The 18,185-nt window shown below is 72.1% G+C and carries 12 protein-coding genes; 4 read left to right on the forward strand and 8 right to left on the reverse strand.

Annotated elements, in window-relative coordinates:
* Positions 1-72 precede the first annotated feature (72 nt).
* From AB0J67_RS09725 to AB0J67_RS09735, 3 genes are all read left to right on the forward strand, one after another.
* Positions 73-1,341, forward strand: coding sequence for a beta-ketoacyl-[acyl-carrier-protein] synthase family protein (locus tag AB0J67_RS09725; RefSeq protein WP_363478788.1), 1,269 nt, complete (start codon positions 73-75; stop codon positions 1,339-1,341).
* Positions 1,338-2,624 carry a ketosynthase chain-length factor gene (locus tag AB0J67_RS09730; RefSeq protein WP_363478791.1) on the forward strand — a complete coding sequence of 429 codons (1,287 nt, stop codon included), beginning with the start codon at positions 1,338-1,340 and terminating at the stop codon, positions 2,622-2,624. Before AB0J67_RS09725 ends, AB0J67_RS09730 begins: the two co-directional genes overlap by 4 nt.
* A 501-nt stretch (positions 2,625-3,125) precedes the next feature.
* Complete coding sequence (locus tag AB0J67_RS09735) at positions 3,126-5,069, forward strand: multicopper oxidase domain-containing protein (protein WP_363478793.1); 1,944 nt, start codon at positions 3,126-3,128, stop codon at positions 5,067-5,069.
* A 150-nt stretch (positions 5,070-5,219) separates the two neighbouring features.
* Here the strand turns inward: AB0J67_RS09735 and AB0J67_RS09740 are convergent, their stop codons facing one another.
* The 3 genes from AB0J67_RS09740 to AB0J67_RS09750 form a co-directional block, all read right to left on the reverse strand.
* Positions 5,220-6,506: an alpha/beta hydrolase gene (locus AB0J67_RS09740; protein ID WP_363478796.1), complete on the reverse strand. Its 1,287-nt coding sequence runs from the start codon at positions 6,504-6,506 to the stop codon at positions 5,220-5,222.
* A gap of 182 nt (positions 6,507-6,688) precedes the next feature.
* Positions 6,689-9,844, reverse strand: a complete 3,156-nt coding sequence (locus tag AB0J67_RS09745) for an efflux RND transporter permease subunit (protein WP_363478799.1) — start codon at positions 9,842-9,844, stop codon at positions 6,689-6,691.
* 28 nt (positions 9,845-9,872) lie between these two features.
* Positions 9,873-13,508 carry an efflux RND transporter permease subunit gene (locus tag AB0J67_RS09750; protein WP_363478802.1) on the reverse strand — a complete coding sequence of 1,212 codons (3,636 nt, stop codon included), beginning with the start codon at positions 13,506-13,508 and terminating at the stop codon, positions 9,873-9,875.
* A 266-nt stretch (positions 13,509-13,774) separates the two neighbouring features.
* Between AB0J67_RS09750 and AB0J67_RS09755 the strand changes: the two genes are divergently transcribed.
* Complete coding sequence (locus tag AB0J67_RS09755) at positions 13,775-14,497, forward strand: Bax inhibitor-1/YccA family protein (protein WP_363478862.1); 723 nt, start codon at positions 13,775-13,777, stop codon at positions 14,495-14,497.
* A 283-nt stretch (positions 14,498-14,780) separates the two neighbouring features.
* On the opposite strand, the gene hisF is transcribed toward AB0J67_RS09755, so the two are convergent.
* From hisF to hisB, 5 genes are all read right to left on the reverse strand, one after another.
* Positions 14,781-15,539, reverse strand: coding sequence for an imidazole glycerol phosphate synthase subunit HisF (hisF, locus tag AB0J67_RS09760; protein ID WP_363478805.1), 759 nt, complete (start codon positions 15,537-15,539; stop codon positions 14,781-14,783).
* Between the two features lie 149 nt (positions 15,540-15,688).
* Positions 15,689-16,408 carry a bifunctional 1-(5-phosphoribosyl)-5-((5-phosphoribosylamino)methylideneamino)imidazole-4-carboxamide isomerase/phosphoribosylanthranilate isomerase PriA gene (gene priA / locus AB0J67_RS09765; RefSeq protein WP_363478808.1) on the reverse strand — a complete coding sequence of 240 codons (720 nt, stop codon included), beginning with the start codon at positions 16,406-16,408 and terminating at the stop codon, positions 15,689-15,691.
* On the reverse strand, positions 16,408-16,740 hold the full coding sequence (locus tag AB0J67_RS09770; RefSeq protein ID WP_363478811.1) for a hypothetical protein: 333 nt from the start codon (positions 16,738-16,740) through the stop codon (positions 16,408-16,410). Before AB0J67_RS09770 ends, priA begins: the two co-directional genes overlap by 1 nt.
* Before the next feature lie 74 nt (positions 16,741-16,814).
* Positions 16,815-17,444: an imidazole glycerol phosphate synthase subunit HisH gene (gene hisH / locus AB0J67_RS09775; protein WP_363478813.1), complete on the reverse strand. Its 630-nt coding sequence runs from the start codon at positions 17,442-17,444 to the stop codon at positions 16,815-16,817.
* Between the two features lie 70 nt (positions 17,445-17,514).
* Positions 17,515-18,129 carry an imidazoleglycerol-phosphate dehydratase HisB gene (gene hisB, locus AB0J67_RS09780; RefSeq protein ID WP_363478816.1) on the reverse strand — a complete coding sequence of 205 codons (615 nt, stop codon included), beginning with the start codon at positions 18,127-18,129 and terminating at the stop codon, positions 17,515-17,517.
* Between the last annotated feature and the right edge of the window lie 56 nt (positions 18,130-18,185).

The following is an 18,185-nucleotide window of genomic DNA, read 5'->3' on the forward strand; positions in this document are numbered from 1 at the left end:
GTTTCTCAAGCGAGCCTCAAGCGGGCTCGGGAAATGCTCGACGAAGGTCCACCGACCCCGCAGGAGGCGTCCATGCATCGACGTGTCGTCATTACCGGGATGGGCGTGGTGGCGCCGGGAGGCATCGGCGCCAAGGCGTTCTGGGAGCTGCTCACCTCCGGGCGCACCGCCACCCGCACCATCAGCTTCTTCGACCCCTCGCCATTCCGGTCGCAGGTCGCCGCCGAGTGCGACTTCGACCCCGCGGCGCACGGGCTCACCGCGGCGCAGACCACCCGGATGGACCGCGCGGCGCAGTTCGCGGTCGTCGCCGCCGCCGAGGCCGTCGCCGACGCCGGCCTGGAGCCCGCCGAGCTCGACCCCTACCGCCTCGGCACGGTCGTGGGCAGTGCGGTCGGCGCGACGATGAGCCTGGAGCGCGAGTACGTCATCGCGTCCGAGCGCGGCAGCCGCTGGCTGGTCGACAACGCACACACCTCACCCCACCTCTACGACTACTACGTGCCCGGCTCGTTCGCGGCCGAGGTGGCCTGGTCGGTCGGGGCGCAGGGCCCCGCCGCGGTGATCTCCACCGGCTGCACGTCCGGGCTGGACGCCGTCGCGTACGCCGCGGAGCTGATCCGTGAGGGCAGCGCCGACGTCGTGGTCGGCGGCGCCTCCGACGCCCCGATCTCCCCGATCACCGTCGCCTGCTTCGACGCCATCAAGGCGACCACGCCGCGCAACGACGACCCCGCGCACGCCTCGCGCCCGTTCGACAACAGCCGCAACGGGTTCGTGCTCGGCGAGGGCTCGGCCATGTTCGTGCTCGAGGACTTCGAGCGGGCCCGCCGCCGCGGCGCACCGGTGTACGCCGAGATCGTCGGCTTCGCCTCCCGCTGCAACGCCTTCCACATGACCGGGCTGCGCCCCGACGGCCGGGAGATGGCCGAGGCGATCCGCAGCGCGCTCGACTTCGCGAAGCTGAACCCGGACGCGATCGGGTACGTCAACGCGCACGGCTCCGGCACCAAGCAGAACGACCGCCACGAGACGGCGGCGGTGAAACTGGCGCTCAAGGAGCACGCGTACGCCACCCCGATGAGCTCGATCAAGTCGATGGTCGGGCACTCGCTGGGCGCCATCGGCGCGATCGAGGTCGCCGCATGCGCGCTGGCCATCGTCAACGGCGTGGTGCCGCCCACCGCCAACCTGCACGAGCCCGACCCCGAATGCGATCTGGACTACGTGCCCCTGGAGGCGCGCGACCGGCACCTCGACGCGGTGCTGTCGGTCGGCAGCGGGTTCGGCGGCTTCCAGAGCGCCATGCTGCTGGCCCGCCCGGAAGGAGGTGCCCGATGAGCGAGCGAGTCACGTCGCAGCGCGGCGACCGGGGCGCACGCGCAGCGCACGCCCAGGGCGATCTCAGCGGCGCACCCGTCGTCACCGGGCTCGGCGTCATCGCCGCGACCGGCCTGAACGCCGAGACGTACTGGAAGAACATCCTCGACGGGCGCGGTGGCATCGGCCGCGTCGCCCGCTTCGACCCGGCGCAGTACCCGTCGCGCCTGGCCGGCGAGATCCGCGACTTCGACCCGGCCGCGCACCTGCCCGACCGGCTGCTCGCGCAGACCGACCACGTCACCCGCTTCTCGCTCACGGCCGCCGCGCAGGCGCTGGCCGACGCGGGCGTCGACCCCGCCGCACTCGGCGAGTACGACATGAGCGTGGTCACCGCGAGCTCCGCCGGCGGCTTCGAATTCGGCCAGAAGGAGCTGGAGAAGCTGTGGTCCAAGGGCGGCGACCATGTCAGCGCGTACCAGTCCTTCGCCTGGTTCTACGCCGTCAACACCGGGCAGATCTCGATCCGGCACGGCATCCGCGGGCCCAGCGGCGTGATCGTCACCGACCAGGCCGGCGGGCTCGACGCGGTCGGCCAGGCCCGCCGCCACCTGCGGGCGGGCACGCCGCTCGCGGTCACCGGCGGCGTGGACGGCTCGCTGTGCCCGTGGGGCTGGATCGGCCAGCTCGCCACCGGGCAGATCAGCGAGCGCGACGACGCCGCGCGGGCGTACCTGCCGTTCGACGCCGACGCCAACGGCTGGGTGCCGGGCGAGGGCGGCGCGATCCTCATCGTCGAGCAGCCGGACAGCGCCGCCCGGCGATCCGCCCCGAAGGTGTACGGCGAGATCAGCGGCTACGCCGCGACCTTCGATCCGGCGCCGGGCAGCGGCCGCCCGCCCGGCTTGCGGCGCGCGATCGAGCTGGCGCTGGCGGATGCGGGCGTCGGGGCGTCCGACGTGGACGTGGTGTTCGCCGACGCGGCCGGGGTGCCGGAGCTGGACCTGGCCGAGGCGCAGGCGCTGCACGGCGTCTTCGGGCCCGGCCGGGTGCCGGTGACCGCGCCGAAGACCATGACGGGACGGCTCGCCGCCGGCGCGGGCGGCCTGGACCTGGCCATGGCCCTGCTCTCGCTGCGTGACCAGGTCATCCCGCCGACCATCAACGTCGGCACGCTCGCCGACGGCTGCGCCGACCTGGACCTGGTGCTGGACGCCCCGCGCCCGGCCCCGCTACGCCGCGCCCTGGTCGTGGCCCGCGGCCTCGGCGGCTTCAACGCCGCGGTCGTCGTCACCGCCCCATAACGCGGCCCGGCTCCGCCGCCTGCTCCGCACCGCGCGGGGCAGGCGGCCCTGGCGCGGGCGCGGCCGCCCCTATGGAAGATCGCTGTTTCCGGTCAGAATCTCTGGTCAGACCTCAGATTTCGACCGAAGACAGCGATCTTCCGCGTTCCGGCCGCCAGGTTCCGCCAGGCGGCGCGGCGGAGATCGCTACTTCCGGTCGAGATGTGCAGTCACACTCCACATTCCGACCCAAGACAGCGATCTTCCGCGCGCCGGACGCCGGCCGCCGGCGTCGGGCGGCAGAGGTGGAGGCCGCTGTCCGCGGTCGGGATCTGCGGTTACAAGGCGGGTTCTGACCGGTGACGGCGATCTTCCGTTTCGGGGCTACCGGTGCGCCTAATTGTCCTGGTGGGAGTCGGTGGGTAGGTTGGCGGAGTTCCTGGCATATCGGACAATTTGTCCCTCCAGGCTTCTTGCGCCGCTCGCCAGGTCCTCCGAGATAGGCGACCCGAAGGGCGTGCCATGCCTTCCCGACGACAACTCCTGACCACCGGTGTGCTTTCCGGTGCGGCGATCCTCCTGCCCTCCCCGGCCGGCGCCGCGCGCGCCGCGGCCGCGGCGATCGCCGCCCGGAAACTCGACGCCACGAAGATCCACAAGTACAAGACGCGGCTGCCGATCCCCGCCGCCATGCCGACGACCTCGCGGGACGGCGCGACCGACCGCTACGCCGTGGCGGTGCGGCAGTTCCGCCAGCAGATCCTGCCGCCCGGCCTGCCCAAGACCACGGTCTGGGGGTACGGCTCCGCGGCGCACCCGCAGACGTTCGGCTACCCGGCGCGCACCATCGAGGCGCGGGTGGACCGCCCGATCGAGGTGACCTGGATCAACGGCCTGGTCGACGGCAAGGGCCGGGCGCGGCCGCACCTGCTGCCGGTGGACCAGACGCTGCACTGGGCCAACCCGGCCGGCGGCGCGGGGCACCAGGACATGCCCGCGCACCTGCCGGCCAACCCGAAGCCGTACACCGGGCCGGTGCCGATCGTGACGCACGTGCACGGCGCCCACGCGGCCGAGGAGTCCGACGGCTTCCCGACCGCCTGGTATCTCCCCCACGCCGACCTGCCGCGCGGCTTCGCCGCCACCGGCTCCGACTACGCCGCGATGCGCGCCAAGGCCGAGCACTACGGCTCGCCCTGGAAGCCCGGCCAGGCCGTCTTCCGCTACGACAACGACCAGGCGCCGGGCACGCTGTGGTATCACGACCACGCCCTCGGCATCACCCGGCTCAACGTGTACGCCGGACCGGTCGGCTTCTACCTGATCCGCGGCGGCGACGCCGACCTGCCCGAGGGCACGCTGCCCGGCCCCGCGCCCGGCCCGGACGACCCGGCCGGCACCCGGCACTACGAGATCCCGCTGGTGGTGCAGGACCGCTCGTTCCACGCCGACGGCTCGCTGTACTACCCGGACAGCCGTCGCGAGTTCCACGACGGGTTCGCCGGGCCGTACGCGCCCACCAGCGACATCGCCCCCATCTGGAACCCGGCCTACCTCGCCGACACCATCGTGGTGAACGGGCGCACCTGGCCGCAGCTGGCGGTCGAGCCGCGCCGCTACCGGTTCCGGCTGCTCAACGGCAGCAACTCGCGCACCTTCATCTTCAAGATCGCAGCCAGCCCGACCGCGCCCCGGCCCGCGGCGGCGGCCCTGCCGTTCTGGCAGATCGGCTCCGACGGCGGCTGGCTGCGCACGCCGCTGCGCCTGGACCAGCTGCTGCTCGGGCCCGGCGAGCGGGCCGACGTGATCGTCGACTTCACCGGCGTGGCCGAGGGCACCCCGCTGTACGTGATCAACGAGGCGCCCGACGTGCCGTACGCCGCGGGTGTGCTCGGCACCGACTACCAGCCGGCCAACCCGGCCACCACCGGCCAGGTGATGAAACTGCAGGTGATCGGGCTGCACGGCCAGGACACCAGCGTGCCGCCGGAGCACCTCACCCTGCCCGCGGCGCCGCCCCTGCCGGAGTCGGCGGCGACCTGGCGCGTCCTGCTGGACGAGCTGCCCTCGGCGGCGGTCACCGGGGTCAACCACCGGATCGCGATGCTGGGCACGGTCGCGCCCGACCGCACCCAGACGCACCTGCGCTGGCACGACGCCGTGACCGAGAAGCCGGTGCTGGGCCGCAGCGAGACCTGGGAGATCCTCAACTTCACCGACCACTCGCACACGGTGCACCTGCACCAGGTGCAGTTCGAGGTGATCAGCCGCCAGCCGTTCGGCATCCCGCCGACGCCGCGCCCGGCCGAGGCCTGGGAGTCCGGCCGCAAGGACACCGTCCTCGCGCACTCCGGCGAGGTGACCAGGGTCAAGGCCGTCTTCGACCTGCCCGGCCGCTTCGTCTGGCACTGCCACATGCTCGAACACGAGGACAACGAGATGATGCGCCCCATCGAGGTCGCCTAGCTCCCGAAAGGAAGGGCACCTTCTTAACGCTATGCGTGGTAGAAGGTGCCCTTCCTAACGCATCGGGCCCGCAGGGTCCGCGCGTGGAGCCGCGTTCGCCGGTCTTGACGCACCGGTGCGCCGGCTGCCGGTGCTGTCGTGCGCGGCCGGTCAGAGCGGGGTCTTGGTGACCTTGCCCGCCGCGTCGACGTACCACTTCTCGCTGGCGAAGGGCACTCCGCGCAGCCGGTCTGCCAGCCAGTCGGCGGCCAGGGTCGGCGCGAACGGGCCCAGGTTCGCCGCGGGCACGCCGCCGATGGAGTGCCGCGAGTCCTGGTAGACCACCAGCTGCTTGGGTCCGCGCACCGTGGCCAGCAGCGCCTCGCTGCACTCCAGCGGGCTCAGCTCGTCGCGGTCGCCGGCCAGCACCAGGTACGGCATGGACAGCTGCTCGGCGTGGCCCTCCCAGGTCAGCGTACGGGCGAAGGCGTCGAACGCGTCCTCGTCGGTGTGCCCCGACATGTACATGAAGCGCATCTTGTACGTCGGCCAGGCCTGCTCGAACGCCGCCGTCCAGCCCGGCTGGTGGCAGGTGTTCATCACCGCGCAGGCGCGCAGCCGGGGCTCGTGCGCCGCGGCGATGGTGCCCGCGAACGAGCCGAAGCTGATGCCGCTCAGCGCGATCCGCTGCGCGTCGACCTCCTCGCGCTGCGACAGCCAGTCGACGCAGGCGGTGCCGGTGCGGGCCCAGGCGGGCACCGTCATGTGGATGCCCATCATGGCGGCCTCGTACTGGCCGGGGCCCTCGACGGCGAGCACCGCGAACCCCCGGGACAGGAAGCGGTCGGCGTACAGCGCGACGGTGGCCTCCTTGAAGCTGTCCATGCCGGGCACCGCGATCACGGTCGGCAGGCGGCCGCCGTGGTAGCCGGGCGGCAGGTGGAACCAGGCGGGCAGCGCGCCGCCCGCGAACGGGATGGTCACCGCCTCGATCCGGTGGTCGGCCAGCTCGGCGTAGCGGGCGTAGCAGGCGCGCTTGCGCCGGTGGTAGAAGCGGTTCACCTCGTCGTCGCAGTGGATCGGCCACTGCGCGGCGCCCCAGTGCACCGCGGCCATGTAGTAGTTGTCGCGCGCGGTGACCTGGTGGCCGTCGGCGGCGGCGGCCTCGGCGCGCGCCTCGCGGCGGCGGGCGATCGCCTCGAAGGTGGGCGCGAAGTCGGCGTAGCGCCGCACCCGCGCGCGGACGGCGGCGAAGTCCGCGCCGGCCTCGACGCCGCAGGCGGCGTTCCAGTAGATGGAGCGGGGCTGGTCGAAGTCCACGCCGGTCTCGGCGATCGCGGCCTCCAGCCGGTCCCGCTCGGCGATCCAGCGCCGCGTCGACGGCGCGGGCGGCGCCTGCGGGCCGGGCGGTGCGGCCACGGTCACCGAGCCACCCGCATCAGGGTGCGACATGTCCATTTCGGTCTCCTTCGCCAGATTGCGCTACCTCTGCACCCTGGCATACCGAGACCCGCCACGAGACCGAATCCGCGCAGCTCAGACGTTCCTACGAGCGGCCCGCCGAGCGCGCCCCAGCATGGTCGAAGCTCCGTCCCTGCCGTCCCGACGGCAGGGACGGAGCTTCGGCCACGGAGCCGGACTCAGCCGCCCGGGGCCGGTTCCGGTGCCGCGTGGGCGGGGCGGCGGGCGCTGCGGCGGCTCTTGGCGAACCGCAGGTAGAGGGAGGGCACCACGAACAGGTTCAGCAGCGTCGCCGTGATGAGCCCGCCGATGATCACCACAGCCATCGGGTGCTCGATCTCCTGGCCCGGGATGGAGCCGGTGACCAGCAGCGGGATCAGTGCCAGGCCGGTGGTGAGCACCGTCATCAGGATCGGCACCAGGCGCTCCTTGGCGGCGCGCAGCACCAGCTGCGGGCCGAACTCCTCGCCCTCCTCCTGCTCCAGATGCTGGCAGTGGCTGATCAGCATGATGCCGTTGCGGGCCACGATGCCGAAGACGGTGAGGAAGCCGACCAGCGAGCCCAGGGACACGATCCCCCCGCCGAGGAACGCGGCGATCAGGCCCCCGACCAGGGCGAGCGGCAGGACCACGAAGGACAGCACGGCCAGCCGCCAGCTGCGGAACGCCAGCTGCAGCAGGAGCAGGATGGCCACGCCCGCGACGACCGCGGCGAGCAGCAGGCGCTCCTGCGCGGCCTGGCGCTCGGTGTACTCGCCGAGCATCTCGGCGCGGAACTCCAGCGGCCAGTCGACCGCGTCGAGCCGCGACTCGATGTCGCGGGCCACCGAGCCGAGGTCGCGCGTGCCGTCCAGGCTCGCCCCGACGTCGATGTCGCGCAGCAGGTCCTCGTGATGCACGACGTTGGGCACCGCCACGATGCTGACGTCGGCCACGTCGTCCAGCCGGACCTGGCCGCCCGACGGCGTGTCGATCGGCAGGTTGCGCAGGTCGGTGATGGTCTGCCGGTTCGCGGGCGGGCTCCACAGCTGCACGTCGTACGCCCGGCCGTCGACGTACACGTCACCGGCCTCCTCGCCGGCCATCAGCCAGGCCGCCGCGCGCCGGACGTCGCCCGGCTTGACGCCGTGCTGCTTGGCCGCGTCCAGGTCGACCTCCACCTTGAGCTGCGGGACGTTGTCCTGGAAGTCCACGTAGTGCTCGCCCACGCCCGGCGTCTCGCCGAGGATCTTGTCGACCTCCTCGGCCTTGGCCCGCAGCTGGTCGAGGTCCTGGCCGTAGATGCGGATGGTGATGGGCTCGCTGGTGCCGGTCAGCACCTCCCGGATCCGCTCCTTGAGGTAGGTCAGCACGTCGCGGTAGATGCCGGGGTAGCCGTTGACCACGTCCTTGACGCTGGCCAGGGTCTGGTCGTAGTCGACGTCGCGGTCGACGCTGATCCAGTTCTCGCCGAAGTAGACGCCGTAGGGCTCGTCGCCCAGCAGCGCGTTGCCGATGTGCGACCCGGCGTTGCGCACCCCGGGGATGGTCAGCAGCTCGCCGTTGACCAGCTTGGTGGTGCGCACCTCCTCCTGCAGCGAGGTGTCGGGCTTGGTCAGCCAGTGCATGAGGAAGTCCCGCTCCTTGAAGTTCGGCAGCAGGGACTGCCCGAGCAGCGGCAGCATGGCCAGGCCCAGCACGGTGACGACCGCGACGCCGCCGTACACCGGCAGCGGGCGGCGGATGATGCGGCTGAGCAGCCACTCGTACCCGCGCTTGAGCGGCGGGACCAGGGGCGACTCGCGCTGCTGCAGCGACTTCGGGCTGCGGAACATGATCAGGCTCAGCGCCGGTGTGACGGTCAGCGCCACCACCATCGAGGCGAGCAGGGCCAGCGCGTACGACAGCGCCAGCGGCCGGAAGAACGAGCCGGACAGCCCCGCCAGCATGAAGATCGGCAGGATCGCGACGACCTCGATGACCGTCGCGTACACGATCGCGCCCCGCACCTCCATCGACGCGTCGAGGATGACCCGGGCGGTCGACCTGGGGTCGCCCTCGGCGCGGGCCTGGCGCAGCCGCCGGACCACGTTCTCGATGTCGACGATGGCATCATCGACGATGTCGCCCAGGGCGATGACGAAGCCCGCCAGCACCATCGTGTTGATGGTCGTGCCGCGCCAGTGCAGCACCAGGACCGCGGCCAGCAGCGACACCGGGATGGCCACGACGCTGATCACGGCGGTGCGCCACGAGTACAGGAACAGGCACAGCATCACGACCATGAGGATCGCGCCGAGGACCAGCGCCTTGGTCAGGTTGTTGATCGCGTCCTCGATGAAGGTGGCGGGCCGGAAGATCTGCGGGTCCACGGTGACCCCGGTCAGGCCCGGCTCCAGCTCCTTCAGCGCCTCCTCGACGCCCTTGGTGACGTCCAGGGTGTTCGCCCAGGGCAGCTTCTCGACGATGAGCATCAGCCCGTCGCCCTCGTTGATGACCGCGTCGCCGATGAGCGGCTGGTGGTCACGGACGAGATCGGCGACGTCGCTCAGCTTGATGGTGCGCCCGTCCCGCGTGGTGATCGGCAGGTTGGCCAGGTCGGCGTGGGTGACGATCGGCTGCACGTGCCGCACGCCCACGCGCTGGCCCTGGCTCTCCAGCCAGCCGCCGCGGCCGATGTAGTGGCCCGCGGAGTACTGCTGCAGGCCCGCGTCGAGCGCGTCCGCGGTCGCCGTCATGACCGTCTCCAGGCTGACCTTCTGCTGCGCCATCCGCTTCGGGTCGGCCTGCACCTGCAGCATCTCCAGCCGCTCGCCCCAGATCGGCACGTTGGCCACGCCCGGCACCCGCAGCAGCCGCGACCTGATCTTCCAGTACGCCGTCATCGACAGGTCCATCATGTCGATCTTCGGGTCGTTGCTGGACAGGCCGATCTTGAGCACCCGGCTGGTGGCCGACAGCGGCTGCAGCATCACCGGCGGCGCGGCCCAGCTCGGCAGCGTGGGGGTGACCGCGGCGATGCGTTCGGCGACCAGCTGCCGCGCGGTGAGCAGGTCGGTGCCCTGGTCGAACAGCAGCACGATCTGCGACAGCTGCTCGACCGACCGCGACCGGATCGTCTTCACCCCGGGTATGCCGTTGAACGACTGCTCCAGCGGCACCGTGATCAGCTGCTCCACCTCGGTCGGCGCCAGGCCGATCGCCACGGTGTGGATCTCCACCTTCGGCGGGGCGAACTCCGGGAAGACGTCGACCTTCATCGTGCCCAGCTGCTGGATGCCGAAGAAGACCAGGAAGACGGTCAGGGCGACGACGATGTACCTGAACTTCAGGCTCCATCCGACGATCCACTTCATGAGCGGCCTCTCTCCGTTGCCCCGGCCGTCAGTGGCCGACCTCGTCCTCGATGCCGGCCAGCTCCTGCACGCCGACGACCACCACGGGGGTGCCCGGCGCCGGGCCGTGTGACAGGTGCTTGACCTGCCCGTCCTCCTGCTTGACCACGACCGCGTGCCGCTCGTACACCAGCGGCGACGGGTTGGTGTAGACGAACCACTCGCCGTCGTCGTCGAGGAACGCGGCGCCGGCGGGCACGGTCAGGCCCTGGGCGGTGGCGGTGACCGGGACGGTCTGCACCGCCAGCCGCTTGGCGGCCTGCTCGGTCAGCGTGATGCGGACGTGGTCGGAGCCCTCGATCTCCTCCACGGTCGCCGGCTCGCCCTCGATCTTGTACTTGTCGGGCACCACGCCGCCGCAGCCGGCCAGCGCGAGCGCGCCCACCAGCGGCACCGTGACCAGCGCCGTCCGGATCCGCCGCGCCAGGCCCGCCTCGGTGCCGGGCTGCGCCGGGCCGGCCGGCGGCAGCGGGTCGAAGAGGTGGTCGCCGGCGGTGTCGCGCTCGGTCACCCGGCCGAAGCGCAGGTACAGCACCGGCAGCAGGAACAGCACCACGATCAGCAGGGTCACCAGCCCGCCCAGCACGACGACGGACATCGGGCGCAGGATCTCCAGCCCGCCGATCCCGCCGAAGACCGCGATCGGCAGCAGCAGGGCCGCGATCGACACCGCGCAGACCACGGTCGTCGCGGCGGCGTCCTTCGTGCCGCGCACGACCAGGTCCCGGCCGAACGGCACGCCCTCGGTGAGCTCCTGCTGCTGGTACCGGCGGATCAGCAGCACGACGGCCCGCGCGGCCAGGCCGAACACGGCGAGCAGCCCGGCCGCCGCACCCAGCGTCAGGCCGCCGACGAGCAGCGCCGCCACCACGCCGCCGACGGTGGCCAGCGGGATCGCGATCACCCCGAGCAGCGCCAGCCGCCAGCTGCGGAAAGCGGCCTGCAGCAGCAGGAAGATCGCGATCGCGGCGGCCAGCGCCGTCCACGCGACCGTGACCAGCGCCGCCTGCCGCTGCTCGAATTTGCCCACCACCTCGGCGTGGTGCTCCAGCGGGAACTGCACCTGCTTGAGCAGCGCGTTCACGTCGCCGGCCACCGCGCCGACGTCGCGGCCGGTCACGTCCGCGGTCACGTCGAGGTGGTTGGAGACGTCCTCGTGCAGGATGACCGCCGGGTTGGGCGCCACCTGCACCGTGGCGACGTCGCCGATGCGGACCTGCTTGCCGCTCGGGGTGTCCACGAGCAGCTGCTCGACGTCGGCCGCGCTCTGGCGGATCTTCGGGTCGCCCCAGACCACGACGTCGAACACCTTCTGCTGGTCGAACAGGTTGCCCACGGTGAGCCCGCCCACCAGCGTCGCCGCGGCACGGCGTACGTCGCCCGGCTTGACGCCCGCGGCCTGCGCCTTGGCCAGGTCCACGGTCACCTCGACCGCCGGCTCCTCCAGCGCGCGCTCGACGTTGACGCCGCTGACGCCGTCCACCTTGCCCAGCAGGCCCTTGATCTCCTCGGCCTTGGCGGCGAGCACCTCGGGGTTCTCGCCGTAGACGCGCACCTCGACGTCCTCCTCGCGCTCGCCCAGGATGTCGGTGACCCGCTCCTGCGAGTACGTCGCCACGTCGGACGCGACGCCCTGGTAGCCGCGTACGGTGTCGCGGATGGAGGCGATCGTGTCGCCGTAGTCGGCGCCCGGCTCGATCTTCACCCACACCTTGCCGGCGTTGACGTTGACGATCTGGTCGGACATCACCGCGCGGCCGACGTGCCCGCCTACCCCCACGACGCCGGGCAGGGCGCCGATGTCGGCGACGGCCTTCCTGGTGATCTCGGTCATCCGCGGCAGCGAGGTGCCGGGCGCGGCTTCGAGGTGCACCAGCACGTCCCGTTCCTGGAACGCGGGGCGCAGCGTGGGGTGCAGGAACGGCAGCGCCAGCGCGCCGATCAGGGCGAGCGCGGCGGCCCCGGCGACCGCGACCCCGGTGTGGCCGAGCAGGCGCGGCGCGAACCGGTCGTAGCCGGTGCGCAGCGGGCCGGCCGCCGGGGAGCCGGCCTGCAGGATCGGCGCGCGGCCCAGCAGCAGCAGCGCCAGGGCCGGCGTGACCAGCAGCGCGACCAGCATGGACGCCACCACGGCGAGCAGGTAGGACAGCGCGACGGGGGCCAGGAAGGCCTTGCCCGCGCCCTCCAGGAAGAAGATCGGCACCGTCGCCACGGCCACGATGAGGATCGCGTACACCATCGATCCGCGTACGGCGGCGAGGGCGTGCGCGATGGCGGACCACACCGAGTCGGGCGACCCGCCCCGCAGGCGGTACTCGCGGATGCCGCGGGCGGCATGGTGGGTGTCGGCGACGACGTCGTGGATCACGGCGGTCAGGCCCAGCACGAGGCCCGCCACGATCATGGGGTTGACCGTGGTGCCCCGCAGGTACAGCACCACGACGGCGACGGCCAGCGACAGCGGCACCACCACCGCGATGATCACGGTCTTGCGCCAGCTCCACAGCAGCAGCCCCGCCACGACCAGCATCAGCAGCAGGCCGCCCAGCAGCACCCAGGACAGGTGCTCGAACGACGACTCGATGAACGTCGCCGGGCGGTAGAGCGAGGTGTCCACGGTGACGCCGCCCAGGCCCGGCGCCATGGATGCCATGGCGGCCTCCACGCCCTTGGTCACCTCGACCGCGTTCGCCTCCGGGAACTTCTCCACGACCAGGTAGAGGCAGGGCTGCCCGCCGGCGCACACCGCGTCGCCGATGAGCGGCTGGTGGTTCTCCACCACGGTCGCCACGTCCCCGAGGGTCTTGGGCGCGCCCGCCGGGGCGGTCTCGCCCGGGGCGCTCTCCAGCGGCACCTTCGCCAGGTCGGCCGCGGTCTTGATGGTCTGCTCGTGGAAGATGTTCAGCCGCTGGTTCACGGTGTCGATGAAGCCGCCGGTGCCGGGACTCGACGCCTCCAGGAAGGTCAGCGGCGACACCTCGAGCGCGTTGCCCGTGGTCGCGATCACCTGCGCCAGCGTGGTGCCGTTCGCCTTGAGCCGCTGCGGGTCGACGAGCACCTGCAGCTGCCGGTCCCGGAAGCCCCACACGGTCACGTTCGCCACGCCGGGCACGCCCATCAGCCGGGGGCTGATCACCCAGCGGGCCAGCACCGAGACGTCGATCGGGCTCAGCGTCCCCGAGCCCAGCTTGATCATCGCGGCCCGCCGGTACGACGAGACGGGCTGGATCATCTGCGGCGGCTTGGCCACCTCGGGCAGGCCGGCGACGCCGACCGCCTGGGTGAGGCGCTCCTGCACCACCTGGCGCGCGTCGAGCACGTCGGTGCCGGGCTCGAACGTCATCACCACCGACGACAGGCCGGGCAGCGACGCGGACTCGATCTCGTCCAGGAACGGCACGCCGACCAGCAGATCCTGTTCCAACGGGACGGTGATGAGCTGCTCGACCTCCTCGGCGGACAGGCCGAGCGCCTCGGTCTGCACCTCCACCGTGGTCGGGGTGAACTCCGGCAGCACGTCCACCGGCATCTTGTGCAGCTGCACCGCGCCGTACAGCATCAGCCCGGCGGCGAGCGGGAGCACCAGCAGCCGGAACCGCATACCCGCTTCGATGATCCAACGCATCGCTGCCCCCTGCTGCCTACCGGGGTGGAATGATGAGGTCGAGCCGGACGAAACGTCCTATTTCATGAGATTTTTTTAGACTATTACGGCAGCGCACATCAGATGCCCGGAACCCGAAAACCGGACAAATCAGCTGAGGCACAGCAGGCTCTCAGGCGGTGCCCCCGTGCCGCCGCAACGGTTCCGGCGGACTTCCGCCTTCCCGGCGCGCCGGTGCGGGACCCGCTCGACAATGGATGCGCGAACAGCGGAGGACGCCCGTGGTGATGCAGAGTTCCAATCCAGTACTGACCCGGCGGATCGACAGCCCCGTCGTGCTCGACGAACGGGGCCGGGTGACCCTGGACGGGGTCGCCGGACGCACCCTGGTGCTCATCGCGGTCACCGTGGTCGCCGCGGCGGTGTCGTGGAACCTGCTGCGGAGCCCGGCCTGGACCGGGCTGGCCGCGCTCGGCTCCACGCTGGCCACGCTGGCCCTGGTGCTGGTGATCACGATCAAGCAGATCACCAACCCGCTCGTGATCAGCGGGTACGCCGTACTGCAGGGCGTCTTCCTGGGCGTGGTGAGCCGCGAGCTGGAGCAGCAGTTCCCCGGCATCGTGATCCAGGCCGTGATCGGCACCTTCGGGGTGTTCCTGGCGATGGCGGCGCTCTACCGGGCCCGCATCCTGCGCGCCAGCCGGCGCTTCGCCCAGGTGATCACCGGCGCGCTGCTGGGCATCCTGCTGCTCAGCCTGCTCGACCTGGCGCTGCGCTTCTTCGGCCGCGGCCTGCCCATCTACCAGGCCGGCACGGTCGGCGTGATCTTCGCGGTGATCTGCGTGATCGTCGGCGCGCTCACCTTCGTGCTCGACTTCGACCAGGTCGAACGCGCCGTCGCCGGCGGCCTGCCACCCCGCTACGGCTGGTATCTCGCCTTCGGCATGCTGGTCGGCCTGATCTTCCTCTACTGGCAGATCATCCGCCTGCTCAGCTACGTCCGCCGCTAGGAAAGGAAGGGCACCTTCTTAACGCTCCGCGTAGAGGAAGGGCACCTTCTTAACCCTCGGTCCGCCCCTCGGCTTTCCGCGGTGGACCCGCCGGTGCGCAAGATCGCTGTTTCGGGTCGGAAAGTGCGGTGGGACCACGCTTTCCGACCGGAAACAGCGATCTCCCCGCCAAGCCACAAGCGGCCCGGCCCGGTGGTGCGGTCAAACCGCACTTTCCGGGAAAAGCGATCTTCGCTCAAGCACCATCGGCCGGGGACCGGCCGGGCTCCGGGTCAGCGGAGGGTCAGCGGACGGGGTGGCCCGCGGCGCGCAGGGCCGACTTGACCTCGCCGATGCCGACCTCGCCGAAGTGGAACACGCTCGCCGCCAGCACCGCGTCGGCACCGGCCTCGATCGCCGGCGGGAAGTCCGCCGCCTTCCCGGCACCACCGGAGGCGATCACCGGGATGTCCACCACGGCACGCACCTCCTTGATCAGCTCCAGGTCGAAGCCCTCCTTGGTGCCGTCGGCGTCCATGGAGTTCAGCAGGATCTCCCCCGCGCCCAGCTCCGCGCCGCGCCGCGCCCACTCGATCGCGTCCAGCCCGGCCGACTTGCGCCCGCCGTGCGTGGTCACCTCGAACCCGCGGCCCTCCTTGAGGCGCCGTACGTCCAGCGACAGCACCAGCACCTGGCTGCCGAACCGGCGGGCGATCTCGGTGATCAGCTCTGGGCGGTGGATCGCCGCGGTGTTCACCCCGACCTTGTCGGCCCCGGCGCGCAGCAGCACGTCGACGTCGTCGACCGAGCGCACGCCGCCGCCCACGGTCAGCGGGATGAAGACCGTCTCCGCGGTGCGCCGCACCACCTCGAGCATCGTGCCGCGGCCCTCCACCGAGGCCGACACGTCCAGGAAGGTGATCTCGTCCGCGCCCGCCGCGTCGTACGCCGCCGCCAGCTCCACCGGATCCCCGGCGTCGCGCAGGTCGACGAAGTTCACCCCTTTGACCACCCGCCCGCCGTCCACGTCCAGACAGGGAATGACCCGCACCGCGACACTCATACCGCCGAACCTACCCGCCCTCCGGTCCACCCTGACGCTTTGGTCCGTTTCCTGAGACCGGACCCGAGATCACGACGATCTTGCGGGAACTGTTGCCCTTTTGTCCGGTACGAGCGTGTCGTACCCACAGTCCACGCAAGATCGGCCCGTCAGGAGAGGGCGGTGAGGGCTTCCTGGATCGTGAAGGCGCCGGAGTAGACGGCCTTGCCGGTGATGACGCCCTCGACGCCGATGGGTTCGAGGGTGGCCAGGGCGCGCAGGTCGTCGAGGGTGGAGACGCCGCCGGAGGCGATGACGGGCGCGGACGTGGCCGCGCAGACGTCGCGCAGCAGCTGCAGGTTGGGGCCCTGGAGCATGCCGTCCTTGAGGATGTCGGTGACCACGTAGCGGGCGCAGCCGGCCTTGTCGAGGCGCTCCAGCACCTCGTAGAGGTCGCCGGCGTCCTTGGTCCAGCCGCGGACGGAGACGGTGCGGCCGCGCACGTCGAGCCCGACCGCGACGCGGTCGCCGTACTCGCCGACGACCCGGTCGCACCACTGCGGGTCCTCCAGCGCGGCGGTGCCGATGTTGACCCGGGCGGCGCCGGTGGCCAGCGCCGCCGTGAGCGACGCGTCGTCGCGGATGCCGCCGGTCAGCTCGACCTTGATGTCCAGCCGCGCGATCACGTCGGCCAGCAGCGCCGCGTTGGAGCCCCGGCCGAACGCGGCGTCGAGGTCGACCATGTGGATCCACTGCGCCCCGGCGGACTGGAACGACAGCGCGGCGGTCAGCGGGTCGCCGTACGACGTCTCGCTGCCGGCGGCGCCCTGCACCAGGCGCACCGCCTGTCCCCCGACGACGTCCACGGCGGGCAGCAGGTCCAGGGCCATCAGGAACTCCTTCGGTCGAATGCGACGATCACGAACACGGGCAGGGTCAGCACCAGCAGCAGCGTCAGCGCGACCGCCAGCGCGGTGGACGGGACCAGTTTCCAGATCACGAACAGCACCATGGCCGCCACCACGGCGATCCCGGCCCGCTGGGCGGCGCTGCGCCGCGCCGACAGGCGCCCGGTACGCCGTACCCGCAGTTCGTACAGGCTCAGGCGGCGCCACACGGCGCGACGCGCCAGCCGACGGGCCGCGCGCCTCTCCTCGGCGGCGACGGCCGCCCGCGCGGCCGCCTCCCGCGCCTGGCGGCGCAGCTTCCGCTCCTTGCTCACCGTGTCTCCTCACGCCTGCCGTGCCCGGCGCGCCCCGGGCTCGCCGCAGTTCGCGGCGAGCCTAGCGGGCGGGGTCACAGCGTGGCGATCCAGTTGCGCAGGACGGCCGCGCCGATCGCGCCGGACTTCTCCGGGTGGAACTGGGTGACCGACAGCGGGCCCCGTTCCGCGGCGGCGACGAACGTCGCGTGCTCGTGGGTCGACGTGGTGACCAGCGCGACCCCGTCGAGGTCGGCGTTGGGCAGGGCGGCGTACGAGTGCACGAAGTAGCACCGCGCGTCGGCGTCGACGCCGGAGAACAGGTGCGAGCCGGCGGGCGCGTCGAGCAGGTTCCAGCCCATGTGCGGCACGCGCCGCGCGGCCAGCCGGGTCACCGCGCCGGGCAGCAGGCCCAGGCCCTTGGTGACCACGCCGTGCTCGTCGCCGGAGTCGAACATGATCTGCGCGCCGACGCAGATGCCCAGCACGGGCCGCCCGGCGATGACGCGGTCGGCGATGACCGGCCCGGCCTGCGCCGCCTCGATGCCCGCCATGCACGCCGCGAACGCGCCCACGCCCGGCACGACCAGGCCGTCGGCCCGCTCGGCGGCGGCCAGGTCGGGCGTGACGACCACGTCCGCGCCCGCCGCCTCCAGGGCCCGCTGCGCCGAGCGCAGGTTGCCCGACCCGTAGTCGAGCACCGTCACCTTCGGCTGCGCCGTCATGCCTGCTCCTCGCTGCGCTCGTCGGCGGCACGGCTCAGGCACGGCCGCACGGTTCGCTCGCTGCGCTCGCTCACAGGACCCCCTTGGTGCTGGGGACCGCGCCCGCGCTGCGCGGGTCGATCTCGACGGCGGTCCGCAGGGCGCGGGCCAGCGCCTTGAACTGGCCCTCGACCACGTGGTGCGCGTCGGGCCGGGTGCCCGGCCGGGCCGCCCGCAGCACCGACACGTGCAGCGTGATCCTGGCGGTCTGGCCGAACGACTCGAAGATGTGCCGCGTCATCGACGTCGGGTACACCGGGCCGATGTACGGCGCGAGGTCCATCGGCTCGTCGTGCACCACGTAGGGGCGGCCGGACAGGTCCACCGCGGCCTGCACCAGCACCTCGTCCATGGGCACCACGGCGTCGCCGTACCGCCGGATGCCGGCCTTGTCGCCCAGCGCGATGGCGAACGCCTCGCCGAGGGCCAGCGCCGTGTCCTCCATGGTGTGGTGCGCGTCGATCTCCAGGTCGCCCTCGGTGCGCACGGTCAGGTCGAACCCGCCGTGCCGGGCGATCTGGTTGAGCATGTGGTCGAAGAAGCCGACCCCGGTGCCGATCTCGCCGCGGCCCGTGCCGTCGAGGTCGATCTCGACGAGGACCTTGGTCTCCTTGGTGACCCGCTCGACCCGTCCGGTCCTGGTCATGCCGTCGCCTCGCTTCGCTCGTCCCCACCGAGGGGGTTCGTGGTCGTCTCGCCGCG

This window comes from Catellatospora sp. NPDC049609, assembly GCF_040675365.1.
Lineage (GTDB): Bacteria > Actinomycetota > Actinomycetes > Mycobacteriales > Micromonosporaceae > Catellatospora.